Source organism: Kribbella sp. NPDC043289, assembly GCF_056436705.1.
The window spans coordinates 48,410-68,548 of record NZ_JBWKCB010000003.1 but is presented as its reverse complement, the minus strand read 5'-3'; the positions used below and the strand labels follow the sequence as shown (position 1 = coordinate 68,548).

Annotated in this window: 20 protein-coding genes; 9 read left to right on the top strand and 11 right to left on the bottom strand. The window is 69.2% G+C overall.

What is annotated here, in order from left to right; all coding sequences use genetic code 11:
- The first annotated feature begins 150 nt into the window (after positions 1-150).
- The 3 genes from AC0662_RS18700 to AC0662_RS18690 all read left to right on the top strand — a co-directional run bounded on the left by AC0662_RS18700 (position 151) and on the right by AC0662_RS18690 (position 2,395).
- Positions 151-345 carry a hypothetical protein gene (locus AC0662_RS18700; RefSeq protein ID WP_452197189.1) on the top strand — a complete coding sequence of 65 codons (195 nt, stop codon included), beginning with the start codon at positions 151-153 and terminating at the stop codon, positions 343-345.
- 179 nt (positions 346-524) lie between these two features.
- Positions 525-1,487: an AAA family ATPase gene (locus AC0662_RS18695; RefSeq protein WP_478302032.1), complete on the top strand. Its 963-nt coding sequence runs from the start codon at positions 525-527 to the stop codon at positions 1,485-1,487.
- Between the two features lie 89 nt (positions 1,488-1,576).
- A complete protein-coding gene (locus tag AC0662_RS18690) occupies positions 1,577-2,395 on the top strand; it encodes an SAM-dependent methyltransferase (RefSeq protein ID WP_478302030.1) in 819 nt (272 codons plus the stop codon).
- Here the strand turns inward: AC0662_RS18690 and AC0662_RS18685 are convergent.
- Both AC0662_RS18685 and AC0662_RS18680 read right to left on the bottom strand, forming a co-directional pair.
- Positions 2,385-3,074: a Type 1 glutamine amidotransferase-like domain-containing protein gene (locus tag AC0662_RS18685; RefSeq protein WP_478302028.1), complete on the bottom strand. Its 690-nt coding sequence runs from the start codon at positions 3,072-3,074 to the stop codon at positions 2,385-2,387. The genes AC0662_RS18690 and AC0662_RS18685 overlap by 11 nt on opposite strands.
- 31 nt (positions 3,075-3,105) lie before the next feature.
- Entirely contained in the window at positions 3,106-5,685 is a 2,580-nt protein-coding gene (locus AC0662_RS18680) for a GNAT family N-acetyltransferase (protein ID WP_478302026.1), read from the bottom strand.
- Positions 5,686-5,775: 90 nt separating this feature from the next.
- Between AC0662_RS18680 and AC0662_RS18675 the strand changes: the two genes are divergently transcribed.
- Together AC0662_RS18675 and AC0662_RS18670 are read left to right on the top strand one after the other, a co-directional pair.
- Positions 5,776-6,483: a siderophore-interacting protein gene (locus tag AC0662_RS18675; protein WP_452197194.1), complete on the top strand. Its 708-nt coding sequence runs from the start codon at positions 5,776-5,778 to the stop codon at positions 6,481-6,483.
- A gap of 10 nt (positions 6,484-6,493) precedes the next feature.
- Positions 6,494-6,946 carry a GNAT family N-acetyltransferase gene (locus AC0662_RS18670; RefSeq protein WP_452197195.1) on the top strand — a complete coding sequence of 151 codons (453 nt, stop codon included), beginning with the start codon at positions 6,494-6,496 and terminating at the stop codon, positions 6,944-6,946.
- Here AC0662_RS18670 and AC0662_RS18665 read toward each other — a convergent pair.
- Positions 6,921-7,781, bottom strand: a complete 861-nt coding sequence (locus AC0662_RS18665) for a serine/threonine-protein kinase (RefSeq protein WP_452197196.1) — start codon at positions 7,779-7,781, stop codon at positions 6,921-6,923. The genes AC0662_RS18670 and AC0662_RS18665 overlap by 26 nt on opposite strands.
- A gap of 197 nt (positions 7,782-7,978) precedes the next feature.
- A complete protein-coding gene (locus tag AC0662_RS18660) occupies positions 7,979-9,715 on the bottom strand; it encodes an ABC transporter ATP-binding protein (protein ID WP_478302023.1) in 1,737 nt (578 codons plus the stop codon).
- A 219-nt stretch (positions 9,716-9,934) separates the two neighbouring features.
- Here AC0662_RS18660 and AC0662_RS18655 point away from each other — a divergent pair, with 219 nt between their 5' ends.
- Positions 9,935-10,555: a response regulator gene (locus tag AC0662_RS18655; RefSeq protein ID WP_452197198.1), complete on the top strand. Its 621-nt coding sequence runs from the start codon at positions 9,935-9,937 to the stop codon at positions 10,553-10,555.
- Positions 10,556-10,562: 7 nt separating this feature from the next.
- On the opposite strand, the gene AC0662_RS18650 is transcribed toward AC0662_RS18655, so the two are convergent.
- From AC0662_RS18650 to AC0662_RS18640, 3 genes are read right to left on the bottom strand one after another with little or no spacing between them, the layout of a single operon-like run.
- Positions 10,563-11,204 (bottom strand): TMEM175 family protein, encoded by a 642-nt coding sequence (locus AC0662_RS18650; protein WP_478302021.1) that lies wholly within the window; start codon positions 11,202-11,204, stop codon positions 10,563-10,565.
- A 25-nt stretch (positions 11,205-11,229) separates the two neighbouring features.
- Positions 11,230-12,777 (bottom strand): arabinosylfuranosidase ArfA, encoded by a 1,548-nt coding sequence (gene arfA / locus AC0662_RS18645; RefSeq protein WP_478302019.1) that lies wholly within the window; start codon positions 12,775-12,777, stop codon positions 11,230-11,232.
- A 21-nt stretch (positions 12,778-12,798) separates the two neighbouring features.
- Entirely contained in the window at positions 12,799-13,800 is a 1,002-nt protein-coding gene (locus tag AC0662_RS18640) for a LacI family DNA-binding transcriptional regulator (RefSeq protein ID WP_478302017.1), read from the bottom strand.
- A gap of 162 nt (positions 13,801-13,962) precedes the next feature.
- On the opposite strand from AC0662_RS18640, the gene AC0662_RS18635 reads away from it, so the two are divergent.
- Positions 13,963-14,652, top strand: coding sequence for a glycoside hydrolase family 75 protein (locus AC0662_RS18635; RefSeq protein ID WP_452197202.1), 690 nt, complete (start codon positions 13,963-13,965; stop codon positions 14,650-14,652).
- 4 nt (positions 14,653-14,656) lie between these two features.
- On the opposite strand, the gene AC0662_RS18630 is transcribed toward AC0662_RS18635, so the two are convergent.
- Positions 14,657-15,697 carry an aldo/keto reductase gene (locus AC0662_RS18630; protein ID WP_478302015.1) on the bottom strand — a complete coding sequence of 347 codons (1,041 nt, stop codon included), beginning with the start codon at positions 15,695-15,697 and terminating at the stop codon, positions 14,657-14,659.
- Positions 15,698-15,822: 125 nt separating this feature from the next.
- Here AC0662_RS18630 and AC0662_RS18625 point away from each other — a divergent pair, with 125 nt between their 5' ends.
- Both AC0662_RS18625 and AC0662_RS18620 read left to right on the top strand, forming a co-directional pair.
- Positions 15,823-16,872 carry an aminotransferase class V-fold PLP-dependent enzyme gene (locus tag AC0662_RS18625; RefSeq protein ID WP_452197204.1) on the top strand — a complete coding sequence of 350 codons (1,050 nt, stop codon included), beginning with the start codon at positions 15,823-15,825 and terminating at the stop codon, positions 16,870-16,872.
- 41 nt (positions 16,873-16,913) lie between these two features.
- Complete coding sequence (locus tag AC0662_RS18620) at positions 16,914-17,342, top strand: MerR family transcriptional regulator (RefSeq protein WP_452197205.1); 429 nt, start codon at positions 16,914-16,916, stop codon at positions 17,340-17,342.
- A 13-nt stretch (positions 17,343-17,355) separates the two neighbouring features.
- On the opposite strand, the gene AC0662_RS18615 is transcribed toward AC0662_RS18620, so the two are convergent.
- From AC0662_RS18615 to AC0662_RS18605, 3 genes are read right to left on the bottom strand one after another with little or no spacing between them, the layout of a single operon-like run.
- Positions 17,356-17,850 (bottom strand): SRPBCC family protein, encoded by a 495-nt coding sequence (locus AC0662_RS18615; protein ID WP_452197206.1) that lies wholly within the window; start codon positions 17,848-17,850, stop codon positions 17,356-17,358.
- Positions 17,847-18,704, bottom strand: coding sequence for a formate dehydrogenase accessory sulfurtransferase FdhD (gene fdhD / locus AC0662_RS18610; protein ID WP_452197207.1), 858 nt, complete (start codon positions 18,702-18,704; stop codon positions 17,847-17,849). The genes AC0662_RS18615 and fdhD overlap by 4 nt, the downstream gene beginning before the upstream one ends.
- Complete coding sequence (locus AC0662_RS18605; RefSeq protein ID WP_478302012.1) at positions 18,692-20,086, bottom strand: molybdopterin molybdotransferase MoeA; 1,395 nt, start codon at positions 20,084-20,086, stop codon at positions 18,692-18,694. The genes fdhD and AC0662_RS18605 overlap by 13 nt, the downstream gene beginning before the upstream one ends.
- Between the last annotated feature and the right edge of the window lie 53 nt (positions 20,087-20,139).

Below are 20,139 nucleotides of genomic sequence, written 5' to 3'. Positions count from 1 at the left end.
AAGACGGCACATTTGTGGACCAAACCAACAGAACTTGGCGTTGAACCCTGTTGATCCGTGGTGATTTCCGGAATTGCTTGTCTGCGGGGGTTGTCGTGGACGACCGTTGTTGAGCCAGCAGGGGACCGGGGGGATCGACGGGAGGGTCGAATGACAGTCGGAGGCGTCGACACTTACTACGACTACGAAGAAAAGCAGTGGAAGAGTCGGAGGCTGGGTGGCGGGCCGATCCGCCGCGGCCCGGTCTGCCCGGCCCCACGCGCCGCGGACCACGCGGTGCACGACACGAACCATGAGCGCCGCCCGTCCGCGGCCGCGACCACGCCACACCGGACCACGCGCTGACCTGACGACACACCGGTGGCAGGGCCCGCCAGACCAGGCCACCGCCGGCGCGCGCACAAGCCGCCAGCTCAGGGGGCATCCCCTGAGCTGGCGGCTTTGCGCTGTGGATTCCCCACCGGATGGACCACGACTGAGTACTCTCGCTCAGTGCAGTCCGGCGTAGACCTGGGGAGAACTGAGTGAGCGCGACGATTCCGCCCGGCGAGGCGTACCGGCTGGTGGCGGACAACCTGGCGACGGTGATCCACGGCAAGCCCGAGGTGATCCGGCTGGCGCTGACCGCGCTGTTCGCCGAGGGCCACCTGCTGATCGAGGACGTCCCGGGGCTCGGCAAGACCACGCTCGCGCGGTGCATCGCGCGCAGCATCGACGCCGGCTGGAACCGGATCCAGTTCACCCCGGACCTGCTGCCCGGTGACATCACCGGCGTGACGGTCTATCACCAGGGCACCGAGTCGTTCGAGTTCCACCCGGGCGGGATCTTCGCCAACGTGGTGGTCGCCGACGAGATCAACCGCGGTACGCCGAAGACGCAGTCGGCGCTGCTCGAGGTGATGGCCGAGCGCCGCGTCACGGTCGACTCGAACACCCGCGCCGTACCGGACCCGTTCCTGGTCGTCGGCACCCAGAACCCGATCGAGATGGAGGGCACCTACCGGTTGCCCGAGGCCCAGCTCGACCGGTTCCTGATGCGGATCGAGATCGGGTATCCGGACCACGACGCCGAGGTCCGGATCGTGCTTGGTGACACCGGCCGCGTCGGCCCGGACTCGCTGAGCCCGGTGATCGACGTGCCGGCGCTGCGGAACGCGATCGCCGCCGTCCGGTCGGTACACGTGGACCCGGCGATCAGCTCGTACGCCGTGAAGCTCGCCGCCGCGACGCGGGAGCACACCGCGGTCCGGTACGGCGCCAGCCCGCGGGGCAGCATCGCCCTGGTCCGGGCGGCCCGCGCGTTCGCGGCGACCGACGGCCGGGCTTTCACCACCCCGGACGACGTCAAGCAGGTCGCCCACCCGGTCCTCGCCCACCGGCTGGTGCTGACACCGGACGCGGAGCTGAGTCAGCGGCCGCCGTCCTCTGTCGTCGACGAGGTGCTGGCCGCGGTGGCGGCGCCGACGGCCGGTTCGACCGCGAGCTGATCATCGGGACAGGACGGGCCGGGGCCGGGAGCGAGGTAGTCTCCGGCTCGCATAGAGTGACGCTTGTCTCGACAGGAAGGATCCGCTCGATGGCCGACGCAGACAAGCAGGAGACGTCGAACACGCCGTACTTCGACACCAGCAAGCCGAGTATCGCGCGGACGTACGACTACCTGCTCGGAGGCAAGGACAACTTCGCCGTCGACCGCACCTTCGGTGACCGGTTCATCAACGAGCTTCCTGGCTCGCCGGTGATCGCCCACGACAACCGCGGTGCGCTGATCCGCGCGGTCCGCGAGATCGTCACGAACACACCGGTCCGGCAGTTCATCGACCTCGGCAGCGGCCTGCCGACGGCCGACAACGTGCACCAGGTCACCCAGCGATACGCGCCGGACGCGAAGGTCGTGTACGTCGACAACGACCCGATCGTGCTCGCGCACGGCCGCGCGCTGCTCGCCGAGAACGACAACACCACGGTGATCCAGGCCGACCTGCGGGAACCGAAGGCGATCGTCGAGCACGCGGACACCATCCGGCTGATCGACTTCTCGCAGCCGGTCGGCGTGATCTTCAGCGCCGTGCTGCACCACGTCAACGACGACGAGGACCCGGCCTCGATCGTGCGCTTCTGGTACGACCGGATCGCGCCCGGCAGCCACGTCTTCATCAGCCACTTCCGCAGCGAGAACGACCCCCGCAGCCAGGAGCTCGAGCAGGTCCTGCAGGGCTCCCTGGGCCGCGGCCGCTGGCGCACCGACGAGCAGATCCTGGCGCTGTTCGGCGACGGCTTCACCGTCCTCGAGCCCGGCCTGGTCCCCGCGGTGGAGTGGCGCAACGACGACGCCCCGGACGACCTCACCGACTACCAGCGGCTGATCACCGCGGTCCTCGCCGTCAAGAACTGAGCGCGCCGCCGGGCTCGAACAGTTCCCAGTGGCCTTCGGAGACGACCTCGAGCTTTCCGTCGGCCACCGTGATCGCGGTGGCGTCGTCGACGCCGTACGCCGGGACCGGGACGCCTTCGGCCCACGTCGCCACGTTGGCGACCCAGGTGTCCTCCATGTTGGGGTGGTCCAGGTGCGGGTACAGCGCGATGTCGATCAGGCCGAGCGGGGTCTCGCTGCCGGAGGTCGGCACCGGCCGGTCGTTGTAGTTCTCGCCGAAGCTCGCGGTGACCGCCATGCTGCCGGCGCTCACTCCGACGTACACCATCTCGCTGGGTAGCGCGGGCAGCAGGTCTGCGAAGCCGGACTCACGCATCCAGTGGCACAGGTACATCGGGTCGCCGCCGCCGACCAGAAGTACGTCGGTCTCCTGGAGCTGCGGCACCCAGTTCTCCTTGGGGAGTCCGGGGAGCGCGGTGAGTTCGAGAACCCCCACGGACTTCCAGCCCAGACCGACCATCGGACCGCCACCGGTCCCGCTGATCAGGCGGTAGGCGATGCCCGGGCCCTCGGGGAAGTAGTACGCGGCGGTGGGGATGCAGAGCGCCGTACACTCCTCGATCGGTTTGTCGAGCAGGGCGACGAGCGCGCTGTGGATGCTCGGATTTCTGACGCCCGAAGAGGTGAGAAGGTACTTCACGGCAGGCCTCCCATGATCGTTGCGGGCCACGCTATCCCTGAAAGCCCTCCCAGGTGCGGAAAGCGAACTGCGCGGTCTTCGAGTTTCCGTTTGGCTGGGTGATTGTTGCCTTGGGACCGAGGGTGAAGCCGCTGCGGCGGAAGCGCTCGATCGCGCGCGTGTTCCGTACGTCGGGCTCGACCACGATCCGGGGGTTTCCGAGGTGCTCGAACACAAACCGCGCGAGCACCTCCACCAGATGCCCGGTGAACCCCGAACGCGCCTCCCCGGGCGCGATCAGCAGATGCACCCCGATGTCCCCGGCCTGGATCTCGTACGCCGCCCCCGCGGGATCCGCCTGCGGATCGTACGTCTGCAGCAACGCAACCGGCACCCCGTCCAGCCGAACGACGTACACGTGATGCGTCGGCACCGAATCCAGGAACCGGTACGTCGCAGCGACCTCCGCCCGCGACAACTCCTGCAGACCCCAGAACAAAGCCCGCTCGGCCGTCACCCACTCGAAGATCAGGTCGAGGTCACGCTCCGGGTCAGCCTCCGCGATCTCGACCGCACCGAAGTCGTCGACGGTGACCTTGTACGTCCGGTCCTCGCGTACCGTCTCGCCGCTCACCGGGACCAGCGCCCCGCGCAACCAGTGCGGAAGCTGATCGTGGTGATGCGGGTCGCCGAGTACGCCGGATGCGCCGAGCGGCACCACCCACCGACTGGCCGAGCGGTCGGCGAGATCCCACGCATAGCGGGCCGCGGACGCGCGGACACACACGTCGGTCAGCCCCGGGAGGCTAGAGGTGGACATCACGCAATGGTGATCGCCGGACAGCCCGAGGTCGTACGGCTCCTCGCCCGGCGCGAACACCGGACCCCGCAGCGCATGCAACGGAGCGAGCTGATGGGTCTCACCCCACGGCGGGCGCGGCTTCCGGGCGGCGACCTCCTCGAGTGCCTCCCGGGCGAGCCAACGCACGTTGATGTCCGGGAGAAGGTCGATGGACAGCAGGTTCTCCAGCGCGAAGGAGACATGCGTCAGCGGGTCCATCCACGGCGCGAAGATCTCCGCGACCTCGGCGTTCTCGAGGTTCGTGAAGTGGTCGGTGAGCCGCGACACGAGCGCCTTGCGAAGAGCGGCGTACGACGAGGCCGTCGTGCTCGTGGCGTCCATGCTCCGGTCCCAGGCGAGCAACTCGGTGCGGAGGGCAACGGCCGCAGGGGACAGGTCGGCAAGGTCGAGGAGGTCGAGGATGGAGCCGGCCGAACCGAGGTACGTGTCGGTGTGGATGGCCGGCATCTCGTCGACCGCCCAGTCGTCCCGAGCGTTCACGAGTTCGCGGATCCGGCTGGAACGGTGCGGCGCTGCGAACTCGACACCCAACGGCGCGGCGAGTTCGCGAGCATTGGCCATCACCGCAGGACCGTCGACCTCCGTCCGCGGCATCTCGTGCCAACCATCCCATTGGTACTTCGGATCCCACGCGGGCACCACGCGCAGCATGTTCTCCCGCTCCCGACGCGGAACGACCCCCGCGGTCCGATGCAGCAGTCCACCCTCGGTATCCGCAGCCAGCACGACGTTCACGGGCTCGACCCAGTCGTCGAACGCCGCGTCGACATCGGCCACAGTGGTTGCCCGCAGCAAGTTCCCGAGCGCCTGAAACCCCAGCCGGCCGGTCACTCGCGGCGGGTAGCGCAGCGAGATCGCCCCGGAGGTGGTCTGCATGATCACCGGACCCCGATCGGTCTCGATCACCTCGACCGTGATCGGGTCGGCGTCGGCCACTTCCACCACCTCGGTGTGATGGGTGGCCGGCTTCCAGCCGTCCGGGCCGAGCGCCGTGACGCCGTCCGCAGTACGCCGCAGCTGTTCCGCGTAAAGATCCTGATAGTCGGCCATCGCGTTCGTGATCGACCACGCGACAGTTCCGGTGTGCCCGAAATGCGCGAGGCCGGGGACGCCAGGGACCGCCAGACCAAGCACGTCGTACTCGGGACACGTGAGCCGGATCTGCTGATAAACGCCGGGGCTCTCGACGTAGCGGTGCGGGTCGCCGGCGACGATCGGCTGCCCCGTCGCGGTGTGCGACCCCGGGATCATCCACCCGTTGCTCCCGGCACCATGTGGACCCTCGGACGTGAAGAGCTCGAGCGCCTCGTCCCCGAGGTGTTCCGCGACATGCGTCCGCCATAGCTTGCCCGGGAACCCGGCGAACAGCACGTGCACCGCCAGCCAGATCCCGAGCGGCGCCCACGGCTCCCACTCCTCCGGCGTCAGCCCGGTCTGCGCGAACTCCGGCGCCCGAGCCGCCCCACCCGGCAGCCCGTGATTCACACCCTCGACGTACGCCGTCACCCACTCGCGCGTGTCGCCGTCGAGCGCCTCGAAGCACCGCCGAGCCGTGTCCGCCAAACGGGCCTGGCGCGCGAAGACGTCCCACGCCGCGGCCTCGGTCCCGAGGAAGGCGGCGCTCGTCCCGAGGTACCGGCGGCGCTCCAACTCGATCTGCCAGGCCCGGTCCCGCGCGGCGTTCACGCCCTGCAGGTACACCAGCGCGAGCGGATCCCCGGCCTCCAGGTGCGGTACGCCGTACGTGTCCCGGAACACCCTCGCGTTCACTACGACTCCTCGTTTAAATTAGGTTAGGCTGCGCTAACTTACGCAGCAGCAATCCGCCCACGCAAGAGCAATTCTCGCTGGAGGTCCATCGTGAGGCATGGCTGGGAAGGCGTCGTCCTCAAGTTGTTCCGGGCGAAGGATTTCGCCTTCACCGTGACCGGTGCCGAGCAGGTCACGGAGCGCTACCGCCGGGTGCACTTCACCGACGGCGGCCTGCTCGAGGCGATCGGGGTGCACCCGACGATGTGGGTGCGGCTGTGGTTCGACAACGCCGGCAAGCCGCACCAGCGCGCGTACACGCTGGTCGATCCCGACGCCACGGCCGGGACGTTCAGTCTGGAGTTCGCGCTACACGACGGCTGCGCGAGCGACTGGTCCCGCAAGGCTCAGCCGGGCGACACGATCGAGGCGACGGTGCAGGGCACCGGGTTCGACGTGCCCGATCCGCTGCCGCCGCGGATGCTGGTGATCGGCGATCCGGCCTCGCTGCCGGCGATCAACTCGCTGCTGGCCGTCGCGCCGAAGTTGCCGGCCACGATCTGGTTCGAGACCACGCACGACGGCGATCAGGACCTGCCGTTCCGGATCGACCCGGAGCATCACGAGCTGCGCACGATCCCGCGGCCGGAGATGGTCGCGACCGCGAAGGCCGGGCTCCGCGAGCTCATCGGCCCCGACAGTTTCGTCTGGATCGCCTGTGACACCGCGACCACGCGCGCGCTCACGGCGTACGTGCTGAAGGATCTCGCCGTCCCGAAGCATCGCGTGAAGTCCCTCGGGTACTGGAAGGCCGCGTAATCTGGCGGCCGTGATCACCTCGCTCGACGTCACCGACCGCGCGCTCGCCGAGCGGCTGCTCGCGATCCAGCACGCCGCGTACGCCGTGGAGGCCGAACTGATCGGTTTCGACGGCATCCCGCCGCTCCAGGAAAACCTCGACGGCCTGATGTCGAGCAGCGAACACTGGCTCGGCCGGTACGACGGAACGCTGCTCGTCGGCGCGGTCGCGTACGAGTTCCCGGACGACCGCACCGTCGAGATCTCCCGCCTGATCGTCGACCCCGCGCACGGCCGCCGCGGTCACGGGCGCGCGCTCCTCGACGAGCTCGACCGCATCGAACCGCGACCGGTCAGCCTGGTCTCCACCGGCGCGGTCAACACCCCGGCCACCGCTCTCTACAAGTCCCGCGGCTACGCCGAGGTCTCACACACCACGATCGCCCCCGGAGTCGACGTCACTCACTTCCAGCGCCGGCGCTGACGGCCGTGCCGGCGTGGCGATCCAGCCAGTCCGGCCAGGGCCGGAGTTCGCCGGCAGCGTCTGCGAGCGCGACCAGGACGTCTGCCGTCGTGCCCCGTTTCTCCGGTTGCTCGGCCAGCAGCTGCTCGATGACGGGAAGCAAGGGGGACGCCGGAATCTCGACTCCCTCCGCGAGCGGGACGCCGGTCACCGCCTCGGCGAGGATCATGCCGAGTCCGAAGAGATCCATCGCGGCCGAGACCGGTTCGCACGCCTCCTGCTCCGGCGCGGCGTAGCCCGCCGTACCGACCGGATGCCCTTTCCGTTGGGTGGCGCCGATGCGCCGCGCGGTTCCGAAGTCGATCAGGATCGGACGGGCGTCGCGGAGTACGACGTTCTCCGGCTTGAGGTCGAGGTGCGCGAGTCCCCGTTGATGCAATGAGGCGACAGCCGGGAGCAGTTGGGAGCCCAGTACGGCGGCCTCCGCCACGGTGAGTGCGCCGGTTTCCTCGAGTTCCTCGTCGAGCGCCGGACCGTCGACGTACTCCATCACGATGTGCGGCACGGGTGCGGTGGTGCCGTCGGCCAGCAGGCGTGGCAGTGCGGGGTGTGGATTGCTCGTCAGTGCAGCGGTTTCCCGGCGCAGCGTGCGGACCGCGCGCGGGTGGCGGATCTGATGCGGGCGAGCGAGCTTCAGTACTGCTGGGCTCCAGAGCTCCGGGTTCCAGACGAGCCAGGTCTCACACCTCGTCCCGACGCCGAGGCGTTCGATGGCGAGGTTCCGGCCAGGCAGCTCGGAACCTTCCTCGAAGTCCCAGATCGCCAAGCCGTCGTCCGGGTCCAACAACTGCTCCATGCATCCTCCTAGGGCGAGCGTGTGCTGCCGTCGGCCGCCGGGGAAACCCGACGGCCGACGGTCACCTGGTCAGCAGCGGCTGCGACTACGGCTCCTACTGCGGCTTCTGCTGCGAGAGCGGCTGTGCTTCCGATGCTTCCTGTGGCATCGGTTGGACATCAGCGGTTCGATGCGTGCCATGGTGTTCACCCCCCTTCTCATCCTGGTCTGTGCTCCAGGTCTGTGACGATTGACGACGGCCGGTGCTGGTCGGGGCGGGTCAGGGTGACCACCCGGTCGGCGATGCTCGCCAGCTCGCGGTCATGGGTGACGATCAGGACAGTGCGATGCGCGGTGGCGCTCTGGATCGCCTGCACCACACCTGTGGCGGACCGTGGATCGAGCGATGCCGTCGGCTCGTCGAGCAGGACCATTGGCGCGTGCGAGACCACCGCCCTGGCGATCGCGATCCGTCGGCGCTGGCCGCCGGACAACCGGACGCCGTTCTCGCCGAGCGAGGTGTCGTAGCCGCGTGGTAGTCGGCCGATGAACTCGTCGACCAGTGCGGTCCGGCCGGCTTCGAGGACATCGGCCCGGGTGGCCGCAGGATTGCCGAAGGCAATGTTCTGCGCCACCGTCGCGTCGAGCAGCCAGGGGTCCTGCGGGACGTAGGCGAACCGGTTCCGCACGGTGAGCTGCTGGCAGTAGCGCACGTTCACGCCGTCGATCAGGACGCGGCCGGCGTCGACGTCGTACAGCCGGAGCAGCAGGTGCAACACGGTGCTCTTGCCTGCGCCGCTCGGCCCGATCAGGCAGACCGTCTCGCCGGCCGCGATCCGGAGGTCGAAGTCGTCGAGGACGGATTGACCGGACTCGTACTGGAACCCGACCCTCTCGAAGCGCACGCCTCTGACCAGCGGCGGCGCGACCCACGCGCCGGGCCGATCGTTGACGGCCTCGGTGCAGTCCAGCACCTCGCGCACCCGGCCGGCGCTCGCACCGGCCTTGGCCATGACCGCCGACAGCCTGGTCAGCCCGCGGATCGGGGAGTACAGGTCGCGCAGGTACGCGGTCACCACCAACAGCCCACCGACGGTCAGTCCGCCGTGCAGGACGGACAGCCCGCCCACCACGAGCACGAGCGCGGAGCCGACCGAGAGCAGGATGTCGGCCACCGGGGCCCAGCGCGCGTCCACTCTGACCGCGCGCAGTTCGACGTCCAGGACCGCGCGGTTGCGCCGCTCGAACTCACCGGTGGCGTGATCGATCCGTCCGAACGCCTGTACGGCGCGCACGTTGCGCAACAGGTCGACCGTCGACGCGGTCATCCGCCCGGACTCGGCCCGCGCATCCAGTTGCGCCGCTCGGATCCGGGCCCGTTGCCGGACCGCCAGCCCACCGAGCACCGGCACGACGGTCAGTCCGATCAGGAGGAGACCCGGGTCGAACGCCAGCAGCAGAGCGAGTACGCCGACCAGCATCACCGCGTCGGGCAGGAACGACGTGGTGATCGCGACCACGCCGTCCAGGATCCGGCCCACGTCGGTGGTCAGCCGGGACACGAGTTCGCCGCTGCGCATCCGGTCGTGCCACCGTAAGGAACGTGTCATCGCGCGCTCGAACATCAGCGCCCGGAGTGCCGCGCCGATGCGTTCGGCCGCGCCCTCGGCGGTCCGCATACTCGCCATCTCGAGGAGTCCGTCGACGGTCACGAGGACGACCGTGGCGGCGCCGGCCAGGACGAGCAGCTGCGCCGGCGACAACCCGTCCAGGGCTGCGAACCGCCCGGTGAGCGGCTTCGACCCGAGCGCGTGGTCGACCGCCAGCGCCAGGGGCCAGGGGCGGAGCAGCGCGACCCCGACCTGAAGGATGACGAGGAACGCTGCGCCGGCCAGGGCCAGGGAGTGCGAGCGGACCGCGGGGGCCGCCACGCTGAGGCTCAGCGGCGCTTTCATCATTCAACAATCGCGGCCACGACAGCCCCGCCGCTATTGCACTTTTGGGCTAGCACTCCCCGGTCGCTGGCCGTCAAACGCTTGTCGCAGTCGATGACGAAAAGCGGTTGAGACCTGCTCACGCAGTGCAGATCGACCTATCATCCACAGTGGGGGGGGACTACAGATGTGGGGCTACGGGGATCTGCGTCGAAACAAGCGGGGACAGCGGGCGACCGGATGATCCGGGTGCTGGTGGTCGACGATCATGACATCGTGCGGACCGGGCTGTGTCAGCTGCTGGCAGCCACCACCGATCTGGTCCCGGTGGGCAGCGCGGCCAATGGCGCAGAGGGAGTGACGCTGGCCGCGCGATTGCTCCCGGACGTCGTGCTGATGGACCTGTCGATGCCGGTCCTGGACGGGATCGCCGCCACCGAACGCATCGTCGCGGCGAATCCCCGGGCCCACGTCCTGGTACTGACGTCGTTCAGCGACCGCAACCGCATCGTGGCCGCACTGGACGCCGGCGCGGAGGGGTACCTGCTCAAGAACAGTCCGACCGAGGCGATCCTGACGGGCATCCGGCAGGTGGCCGCCGGCGGCTCGCCGCTCGATCCGCTGGTGGCCCGGGAGTTCCTCACCAGCCGACGACTGTCACCGCGGGACATCACCTTCACGAGTCGCGAGCTGGAGGTTCTGGAGATGCTCAGCGGCGGCCTACCGAATCGAGCGATCGCACAGCGGCTAGGGATCAGCGAACGGACTGTGAAGGCCCATCTGACCAGCATCTTCCACCGGTTGGGCGTCGCCGACCGGACGCAGGCCGCGCTCTGGGCCCAGCGGCACGCCAATCACTGAGCGCCATTCACTGGGCGCCGGGCACCGGTGTGGAACCGCGGGTTCTGACCTGCTCGAACGCGTAGTACACGGCAAGCAGGAACACCACGAGCAGCGTCAACTGCGCGGAGATGAACGAGATGCCGATCGTCGCGCCGTAGATCACCGTGCCCATCGAGTAGCGGATCACCGACCTGCGGGCCTGGCGCTTGGTCATGTCGTGCTCGACCAGGTGGTTGCGCAGGACGTACCACCAGATCAGGCTGAACGCGATCGCCGCCAGGGTCAGGTTCGCGCTGTAGACGGCGGCCGCGACGTTCGCGTTGATCGAGTCGTCCTCGAGGTGCTCCGCGAACAGGCTCGTCGGGAACGGCAGCAGCGTCGCCCAGAGCAGCAGCAACAGGTTCAGGAACATCAGCCCGCGGTCGGCGCGCTTGATCTGCCGGAACATCGAGTGGTGGTTGACCCACATGATGCCGAGGATCGCGAAGCTGGTCAGGTACGCCGCGAACTGCGGCCACTCGTCCAGCAACGCCGGCCACAGGCGTTCACCCTCCTCGAGCTTCGGGCTGTGCAGTTCGAGGACGAGGAGGGTGATCGCGATCGCGAAGACGCCGTCACTGAAGGCTTCCAGGCGCGCGGTCTCGGCAAGGTCGGACGAATTACTCACGGCCACATAGTCTGAGCCAGCGCTGTCAATCCGTCGACAGAGAAACCGCTGTCCAGCTGATCGCCGGGAGCGTAATCGTCAGCTTGCCGTCCCGCAACCGGGCGTCCGCCGGCTGCGGGGTGACGCGGTCGGGCTGCGTGGCTGTGTTGGTCGCGAGCGGGTCGGCGTCGTGGATGAGGACGGCCTCGTCGATCGTGGTGACGCCGGCGCGGCTGACGTCGACGGTGACCTCGACCGGGCCTTCGGTCGAACGGTTGACCGCGAAGACGGACAGACGGCCCTCGTCGTACGTCGCCACGGCGTCGACCGCCGCCACGTCGCCGTACGCCGCGGTGGTGACCGTCGGCGAATCGGTCTGCAGGTGCAGTACGTCGCCGGCGGCGAGCCGCGAGGTGATCGCGAACGGGTGGAACGTCGGCTGCTTCCACGCCGCGCCGCCGGGCTCGGTCATGATCGGCGCGATCACGTTCGCCAGTTGGGCCAGGCAGGCGACCGCGACCCGGTCGCTGTGCCGCAGCAGCGAGATCAGAAGGTTGCCGACGACAACGGCATCGGTGACGTTGTACTGGTCCTCGATCCGCCGCGGCGCCACCTCCCACTGGTCGCCCGGACCGTCGGTGCTGCGCGAGCGGTCGGAGTACCAGACGTTCCACTCGTCGAACGAGATGCCGATCTTCTTGCTGCTCTTGAGCTCCGCGCCGACGTGGTCCGCGGTGGCGACGACTGAGTCGATGAAGTGGTCCATGTTCACCGCCGACGCCAGGAACGAGGCCGTGTCGCCGTCCTCGTTGCCGTAGTACGCGTGGCAGGAGATGTAGTCGACGAACTCGTAGGTCTCCCGCAGTACGTCGCGTTCCCAGGTCCCGAACAGCGGCATCTTCGATGACGACGAGCCACACGCGACCAGTTGCAGACCGGGCTCGATCATCCGCATCGCCCGCGCCGTCTCGGCCGCGAGCCGCCCGTACTCCGTCGGCGTCTTGTGCCCGACCTGCCACGGGCCGTCGAGTTCGTTGCCGAGGCACCACAGCTTGATCCCGTACGGCGACGCGCCGTGCTGCTCGCGCAGATCGGACAGGGCCGTGCCGCCCGGGTGGTTGGTGTACTCGAGCAGGTCGAGCGCCTCCTGGACGCCCCGGGTGCCGAGGTTGATCGCCATCATCGGCTCGACGCCGGCCTTCGCGCACCAGCGGCTGAACTCGTCCAGACCGAACTCGTTGGTCTCGATGCTGTGCCAGGCCAGGTCCAGCCGCCGCGGCCGCGACTCGCGCGGGCCGACGCCGTCCTCCCAGCGATAGCCGGAAACGAAGTTTCCGCCGGGGTAGCGGACCACGGAAACGCCCAGCTCACGGGTCAGTTCGAGGACGTCCTTGCGGAAACCGTCCTCGTCCGCGGTGGCGTGGCCGGGCTCGTAGATGCCGGTGTAGACACACCGGCCCATGTGCTCGACGAAGGTGCCGAACGTCCGCCGGTTGACCGGCGCGATCCGGAAAGTGGGGTCCAGGGTGATGGTGGCAGCGGTCACGGGGGAGGCCCTTCTACATCGGTGTAGTACATCGATGTAGAAGATCATGGGGGCCGGAGCGGTGGTCGGTCAAGAGGTCGATTCGCGAACGTGCAACTCGTACGGCGCGACGATTTCCTCCGGGGTGGAGTCGTCACCACTCATCCGGCGGACCAGCAGGTCGACCGAGGTCCGCGCGATCTGCACCCGCCCGGCGTCGACCGTGGTGAGCGTCGGACTGCTGAACGCCGACTCGTCGATGTTGTCGAAGCCGGCCACCGCGACGTCCTCCGGAACACGGATTCCGCGCCCGGCGAGCGCGCGGATCGCCCCGAGCGCGAGCAGGTCGTTCAACGCGAACACCGCGTCGAACTCGATCCCCCGGTCGACGAGTTCCGCGATCGCCTCGGCCCCGCTCGACCGGCGCCACGCCCCTCCGGAAACCGCGAGCTCCGCGGCAACGGGGACGCCGTACTGCGTGAGTGTCTCGGCGTAGGCGCCGTACCGGATGGCTGCGGTGCCGACCTGCTCGCCGGGGCGGATGCCGAGTACGGCGATCCGCCGGCGGCCCTGGTCCAGGAGATGGCGTACGACGGCCTTCGTACCCTCGACGTTGTCGATCATCACGTGGTCGACCGGGCCGTGGAAGATCCGCTCGCCGAGCAGCACGATCGGCGTGGAGGTCTGCAGTTCGTCGACGTCCTCCGGGCCCAGGCCGAGCGGGCTGTAGAGCAGTCCGTCGACGAGGTGGCCGCGTGGGCGCGCCAGCGCGGTCAGTTCGCGATCGCGGTCGGCGCCGGTGGTCTCGATCATCACGGTGAGGCCGTGCTCGCCGGCCGCTGCGATCACCTCGTCGGCCAGCTCCGCGAAGTACGGGTTGCTGAGCTCGGGGACGGCGAGGGCGATAACGCCGGTCCGGCCGGACTTCAGGTTCCGGGCGGAGATGTTCATCCGGTAGCCGAGCGTGTCGATCGCGGCCAGCACCCTGGTCCGGGTCTCCTCGCGGATGTACGGGTAGCCGTTCATCACGTTCGAGACCGTCTTCGGGGACACGCCGGCCGCGCGCGCCACATCGCGCATGGTCACCGCCATCACATCACCCCTGGCCGCCGGTCGTTGGGCAGCCACGGTAATGCACCCGCGCGGCGCGGTCATCGTTGCTGCCCGCCACGATTCGGGGTGTTAATTAGTAACTACTGTCTGTACTGTGATGGGCGAAAACCTTCATCTTCCGTTCGCCCCCCGGAGGTTGCGATGGTTCGCCGATTGACCGTGGTCTGCCTGGCGCTGGCAGTGGCCGGCCTGGCATTAGTGGTGCCGCAACGAGATTCCCAGGCCGACGAGCTGGCCGGCCCGACCGCGGACCAGCTCCGCATTCGGGCCTCCTGTGAGTCGCAGCTGTCCAACGGGAAGTACGCCCCTGACGAGGACGGATCCGCGTCTGTTGCCGTGTGCAAGTCCGGCGACGCGGTGCACTGGACCGCGGACCTCGACATCGATTGTGACGGGCAACGAACGACGCAGTGCAGCGAGGACACCGACCCGTCGTTCCAGCCCGACACCTCGTTCCATCAGTCCGACGGACAGCCGCTGAACTCGGCCGGGTTGCCGTTCATCGTCGTACCGCTGCCGAGCTCGATCTGGAAGTACGGGTCGGCCGGGATCGCTGGTGGGACAGTGGCTGCGGTCGTCTATCAGGACAAGGTCGCGTACGCCGTGGTCGGTGACGAGGGTCCGACCGGGATCATCGGCGAGGGCTCGTACAAGTTGGCGCAGCAGCTCGGGATCGACCCGGACCCGGCGTCCGGTGGTGTGGACGGTGCGGTCGTCACGTACATCCTGTTCCCGGGTGTTACGGCCGCGCCGATCGAGAGCGCGGCCGATGCGGTGAGCAAGGGTGAGACGGCTGCGAACGCGTTCGTGAACGGTGCTACAGGCCAGTAAGCAGTCAGCGGTCGGTCAGGGCGCGGCGCCGCTGGGTGACGTCGGTCAGGGACTGGGGTTGCCAAGCGGCGTCCGCGCGGTACACGTCGGTGCCGGGCGGGACGATCTCGTCGATCCGGTCGAGGGTCTTGTCGTCGAGCGTCAGTTCCGCCGCCTTCAGCAGGCCCTCGAGCTGCTCCATCGTGCGCGGACCGGAAATCACCGACGTGACCGCCGGATGCGTGGTGACGAACGCCATCGCAAGCTCGGGCAACGTCGTACCGATGCCGTCGGCAACCTCGACCAGGTGCTCGACGGCGTCGTACTTCGCCGCGTTCGCGGGCAGCGCCGGGTCGAACCGATCGGGCGCCAGCGCGGCGCGACTCGAGGCCCGGTCCAGCGGCTGGCCCTTCCGGAACTTTCCGGAAAGGAAACCGAAGGCGAGCGGGCTGTAGGTCAGAACGCCCATTCCGAGTTTCCGGCAGGTCGGCAGCACGGAACGCTCGATGCCGCGGGCCAGCAGCGAGTACGGCGGTTGGTTGGTCCGGAAACGCCCGTAGCCACGGGTTTCCGAGACGTGGCTCGCCTCGACGATGTCCTCGGCCGGAAACGCCGAACAGCCGAACGCCCGGATCTTTCCGGCGCTCACCAGGTCACTCAGCACCCACAGCGTTTCCTCGATATCCGTGGTGTGGTCCGGCCGGTGCACCTGGTAGAGATCGATCCAGTCCGTGCCGAGGCGGCGCAGGCTGTCCTCGACGGCGCGGGTGATCCAGCGCCGCGAGTTTCCGCTCCGGTTCCGGCCCTCGCCCAGCGGAAAGTGCACCTTGGTCGCGAGGACGACGTCGTCCCGGCGGCCCTGGAGTGCCTTTCCGACGATTTCCTCGGACTCGCCGGCGGAGTACATGTCCGCGGTGTCGACGAAGTTGATCCCCTGGTCCAGCGCGTGGTGGATGATCCGGACGCAGTCCTCGTGATCCGGGTTTCCGACCGCACCGAACATCATCGCCCCGAGACAGTGCGTACTGACCTCGATCCCGGTCCCACCCAGCGTGCGATAGCGCATGACAGCAGCTCCCTAGCGTTCCGATCCGTGATGTCCCGCACGATAGTGTCCTGAGTCGGACGTTCGACTCAGGACACTAGGAGCTAGAGCGCTGTCTAGGTCAAGTGCTGCCTACAGTGGGCGCCATGGACATTGCTGGGCTGGATATCGCTGGATTGTGGGATCCCGAGCCGGGGTGGCTGAACACGGCGTCGTACGGACTGCCGCCGAAGCCGGCCTGGGAGGCGTTGCAGGCGGCGCTCGCCGACTGGCGGGTCGGTGCGACGAGTTGGGAGCCGTGGGACGAGTCGACCACCCGCACGCGCGCCGCGTTCGCCCGGCTGGTCGGGGCCGAGGTCGCGGACGTGTTCGTGGGCAGCACGGTGTCCGCGGCGGTGGCTCCGATCGCGGCCGCGTTGCCCGACGGGGCGAAGGTGCTGACCGACGACGTCGAGTTCACGTCCAACGTTTTCCCGTGGGAGGTGCACGCGGACCGGGGCGTCGAGCTGATCGCCGTACCGGGTGATCAGGTGCTGGCGGCGATCAAGCCGGGGATCGACGTGGTGGCTGTCAGCGCTGTGCAGTCGGCGACCGGCGCCGTCCTCGACCTGCCCGCGGTAGTTGCCGCGAGCAAGCAGATCGGTGCGCTCGTGGTGATCGACGCGTCCCAGGCCGTGGGCTGGCATCCGATCACCGTCGACGGTGTCGACGCGCTGATCGTCCACAGCTACAAGTGGTTGATGGCGCCCCGCGGCGCGACGGTCGGCTACCTGTCCCCACGCCTGCAGGAGCGCTGCCGTCCGTCGGCGGCCGGTTGGTACGCCGCCCGCGACGTGCACGGTTCGTACTACGGCCCGGTGATGGAGCTCGATCCCGGCGCGCGCCGGTTCGACCAGTCACCGGCCTGGTTCAGCTTCGTCGGCGCCGCGCCGGCGCTTGAACTGGTCGAGCAGATCGGGGTCGACACCATCAACAGGCACAACCTCGCGCTGGCGAACGACTTCCGCGCCGGCCTCGGCCTCCCGCCGTCGAACAGCGCGATCGTCAGCACGAGCCTCCCCGGCGCGCAGCAAGCGTTCGACGCCGCCGGAATCCGCGCCGCGGTCCGCGACGGAAAACTGCGCGCGTCGTTCCACATCTACTCCACGAACGACGACGTACAACTCGCCCTCGAGGCCCTCAAGCCGCTGTTGTGAGGCCCTGGAGGATGGTCCAGGCGCGGGTTAGGGTGCCGCTCATGGGTGGTGGACTGAGTATCGGGCAGGTGGCCGAGCGGACCGGGCTGAGTGTGCACGCGCTGCGGTTCTACGAGCGCGAAGGGCTGCTGGCGGATCCGGTCCGGCGGGAGTCGAACGGGCGGCGCGTCTACACCGAGGACGACGTCGACTGGCTGACCATGTGCATCAAGTTCCGCTCGTCGGGAATGCCGCTGGACACGATCCGGAAATACACCGATCTGGTGCGCCAAGGACCCGGAAACGAGCAGGAACGGTTGGCCCTGCTGCGCAGCCACCAGGACTACGTCAGCGCCCAGATCGCGGAGCTCAACGAGTGCCTGGGCGTGATCACCCACAAGGTCACGATCTACGAGGAGCACGTCGACGCCGGCACCGCCGACTGCCTGTGGGTGAGTCCGTCCACACAGACAGCCAGCGAAGCCTCCTGAGCACACCGCCGGGCTAGGCCCGCATGGCCGATTCCATCGCGGCCAGGGTCGTGCGCATGTTCGCCGCCAGCTGGTCGAGCCGGCCCTGGATGACCTCCGCGGCCCGGTCCGGGTGCTCGACGGCGCCGATCCGCATCCCGCTGTTGGCGGGTCCGTGCGTGAAGGTCTGCCGGACGAGCGTCCGGGACCCGCGGCGCTCCAGTTCGTACTCCCAGTGCGCGAACGGCTCCTCCTCGCCGCCGTACACGTCCCACCCGAAGCGGTACGGCGCCTCCGCGACGGTGACCGTGCAGGTCACGTAGGTCTCGAACCCGTCGGCGAAGCGGTTCCGCGCCTCGAAGCGGGCGCCTTTCTCGATCGTGTCGTCGAGCCAGGCGCCGTAGTAGCACTCCGGGCTCCACTCGCCGTACCGGTCGATCGCGGTGATGCCGGACCAGAACTCGTCGATCGGCAGGTCGATCAGGACCTCGACACCGGTGGTCGCACCGGTCACTCCGTAGTCGTTCATGCCCGGTACGTCGGACGCGCCGCGGCGGGCTCGACATTTACGCGATCCGGGCGGCTGTAGAGATTCAGGCTCCGGTTGCGGATGAAGCCGGCCAGTGTCAGACCGGACTCAACGGCGAGGTCGATCGCGAGTGAACTCGGGGCCGAGACCGCGCCGAGAACCGGGATGCCGGCCATCACCGCTTTCTGGGCGAGCTCGAACGACGTCCGGCCGGAGACGATCAGGATCAGGCCACGGGCCGGGACGTGGCCGTTGAGGAGGGCCCAGCCGATGACCTTGTCGACCGCGTTGTGCCGGCCGACGTCCTCCCGGACGACGAGCAGGTCGCCTGTCGCGGTGAAGAGCCCGGCCGCGTGCAGGCCACCGGTGCGGTCGAAGACCTGTTGCCTGGCGCGGAGAGCGTCGGGCAGCGTCGCGAGGACGTCGTACGCGATCTGCACGTCGTCGGCTGCCGGGGAGTACCGGGTCTTGGTGCGGACCGCGTCGAGGGAGGCTTTGCCGCAGACACCGCAGGACGACGTGGTGTAGAAGTTGCGCTCCACGCCCGTGACCGGGGCCGGGACGCCGGGGGCGAGGCCGAGGTCCAGGACGTTGTACGAGTTGCGACCCTCGTCGTCGCGGGAATCGCAGTACCGGGCGTCACGAATGTCATCGGGTTTTCCGATCACGCCTTCGGTCTGCAGGAAACCGTGTGCGAGTTCGACGTCGTGACCGGGGGTTCGCATGGTGACTGCGAGAGGTTTTCCGTCGACGCGGAGTTCGAGCGGTTCCTCGACGGCGATCGAATCCGGGCGTGAGCGCTCGCCGGCGGGGCTGAGCCGGACGACCGGGCGGCGGGCGATCAGCCGCCCCACGGACGGGCCCCTGGGTCGAGCGGCAGCAGGCGGGCGGCGATGGCTTCGGACGGGCCCGGCGCGACCACGGCGAGCGCGTCGGCGCCGGCGGGACCGCGGAGCATGGCGGCACCACCATGACCGATCGGTACGGCGCCTTGTGGCGTGAGGCGGACCGGGACGAGCCGTGTGCTGGTCGGGTGGCACGGGATGCCGCCCGGGACGGCGATGTGCGTGAGCTCGGGGAGCGGGAGGCCGCGCATCCGGCTGATGGCGGCGCCACCGAGCGTCAGGAAAGCAACGAGCGCGGCGAACGGGTTGCCGGGGAGACCGAGCACCAACCGTCCGTCGGGCAGCTGCGCCAGCGCCTGCGGATGACCGGGGCGGCAGGCGACACCGTCGACGATCAGTTCGGCGCCCAACTCGGCGAGCGCGGGCCGCAGATGATCGGCCGGGCCGGCGGCAGACGACCCCGACACGAGAATCAGGTCAGCCTGACTCTCACGCAGAGCGTCGATCAACTCAGCCCGTGAATCTCCCAAATGCCGAACCGCACCAGGGCCCGCGCCGGAAGCCGACGAGCCGCCGAGGGCGGCGGGCGAGGCGGGGGACGGGGGCGAGGCGGGGGACGCGAGGCCTGCGGAGGCGGTGGGTGAGGCGAGGGGTCTGGCGCCGGCTTGGGTGATGAGGGTGGGGAGCATGGGGCCGATGGCGTCGCGGACTCGGCCGGGGGTGGAGGGGCCGCGGTGGACCAGTTCGTCGCCGGTGACGAGGGCGGCGACGGTCGGGGGCGGGATGACGGTGAGGCGGTTGAGGCCGACTGTCGCGGCCAGGCCCAGGACGGCGGGGGTGACGACAACACCCGCGGGGAGCAGTTGGTTGCCGGGCGTGCACTCCTCGCCCGCTCGGCGGATGTGCCGACCGTCCTCAGCCGGCCCCTCCAGCCGGTCCCCGGTCACACCCGCGTCTTCCGAGCGATCCGTCGACGTCGCTCCCGCGTTCTCCGAGCGATCCGCCGGCGTCACGACCGCGTCTTCTGAGCGGACCACCGATGTTGTGCCTGCGGGTAGCGTGGCGCCGGTGACGATGCTGGTCGCCTCGCCGTCCTCGAGTGCTCCCGGATCTGCGGCTCCGGCCTGCACGTGGCCGATCACGCGCCACGGTCCGGCGCCGCGGACGGCGTACCCGTCCATCGCTGCTCGGTCCACGGGTGGGACGGCCACCGGGGACACCAAGGGGGTCGCCAGTACGCAGCCGCCGGCCGTGTCCAGGCCGCGGCTCGCCGCCTTCCCGACCCGCGCCGCCGCGTGCGCCAACCGCCGAGCCACGTCCCACGGCACGACATCCCGCTGCGCCCGGAGACCACGGCCTCCGGAGGCTGCACCACCCGGCCCGTCCTCCACCGGACCACCCTCTCCAACCCGCCCCGGCTTGTCGAACCGGTCCCGTTCCCCGG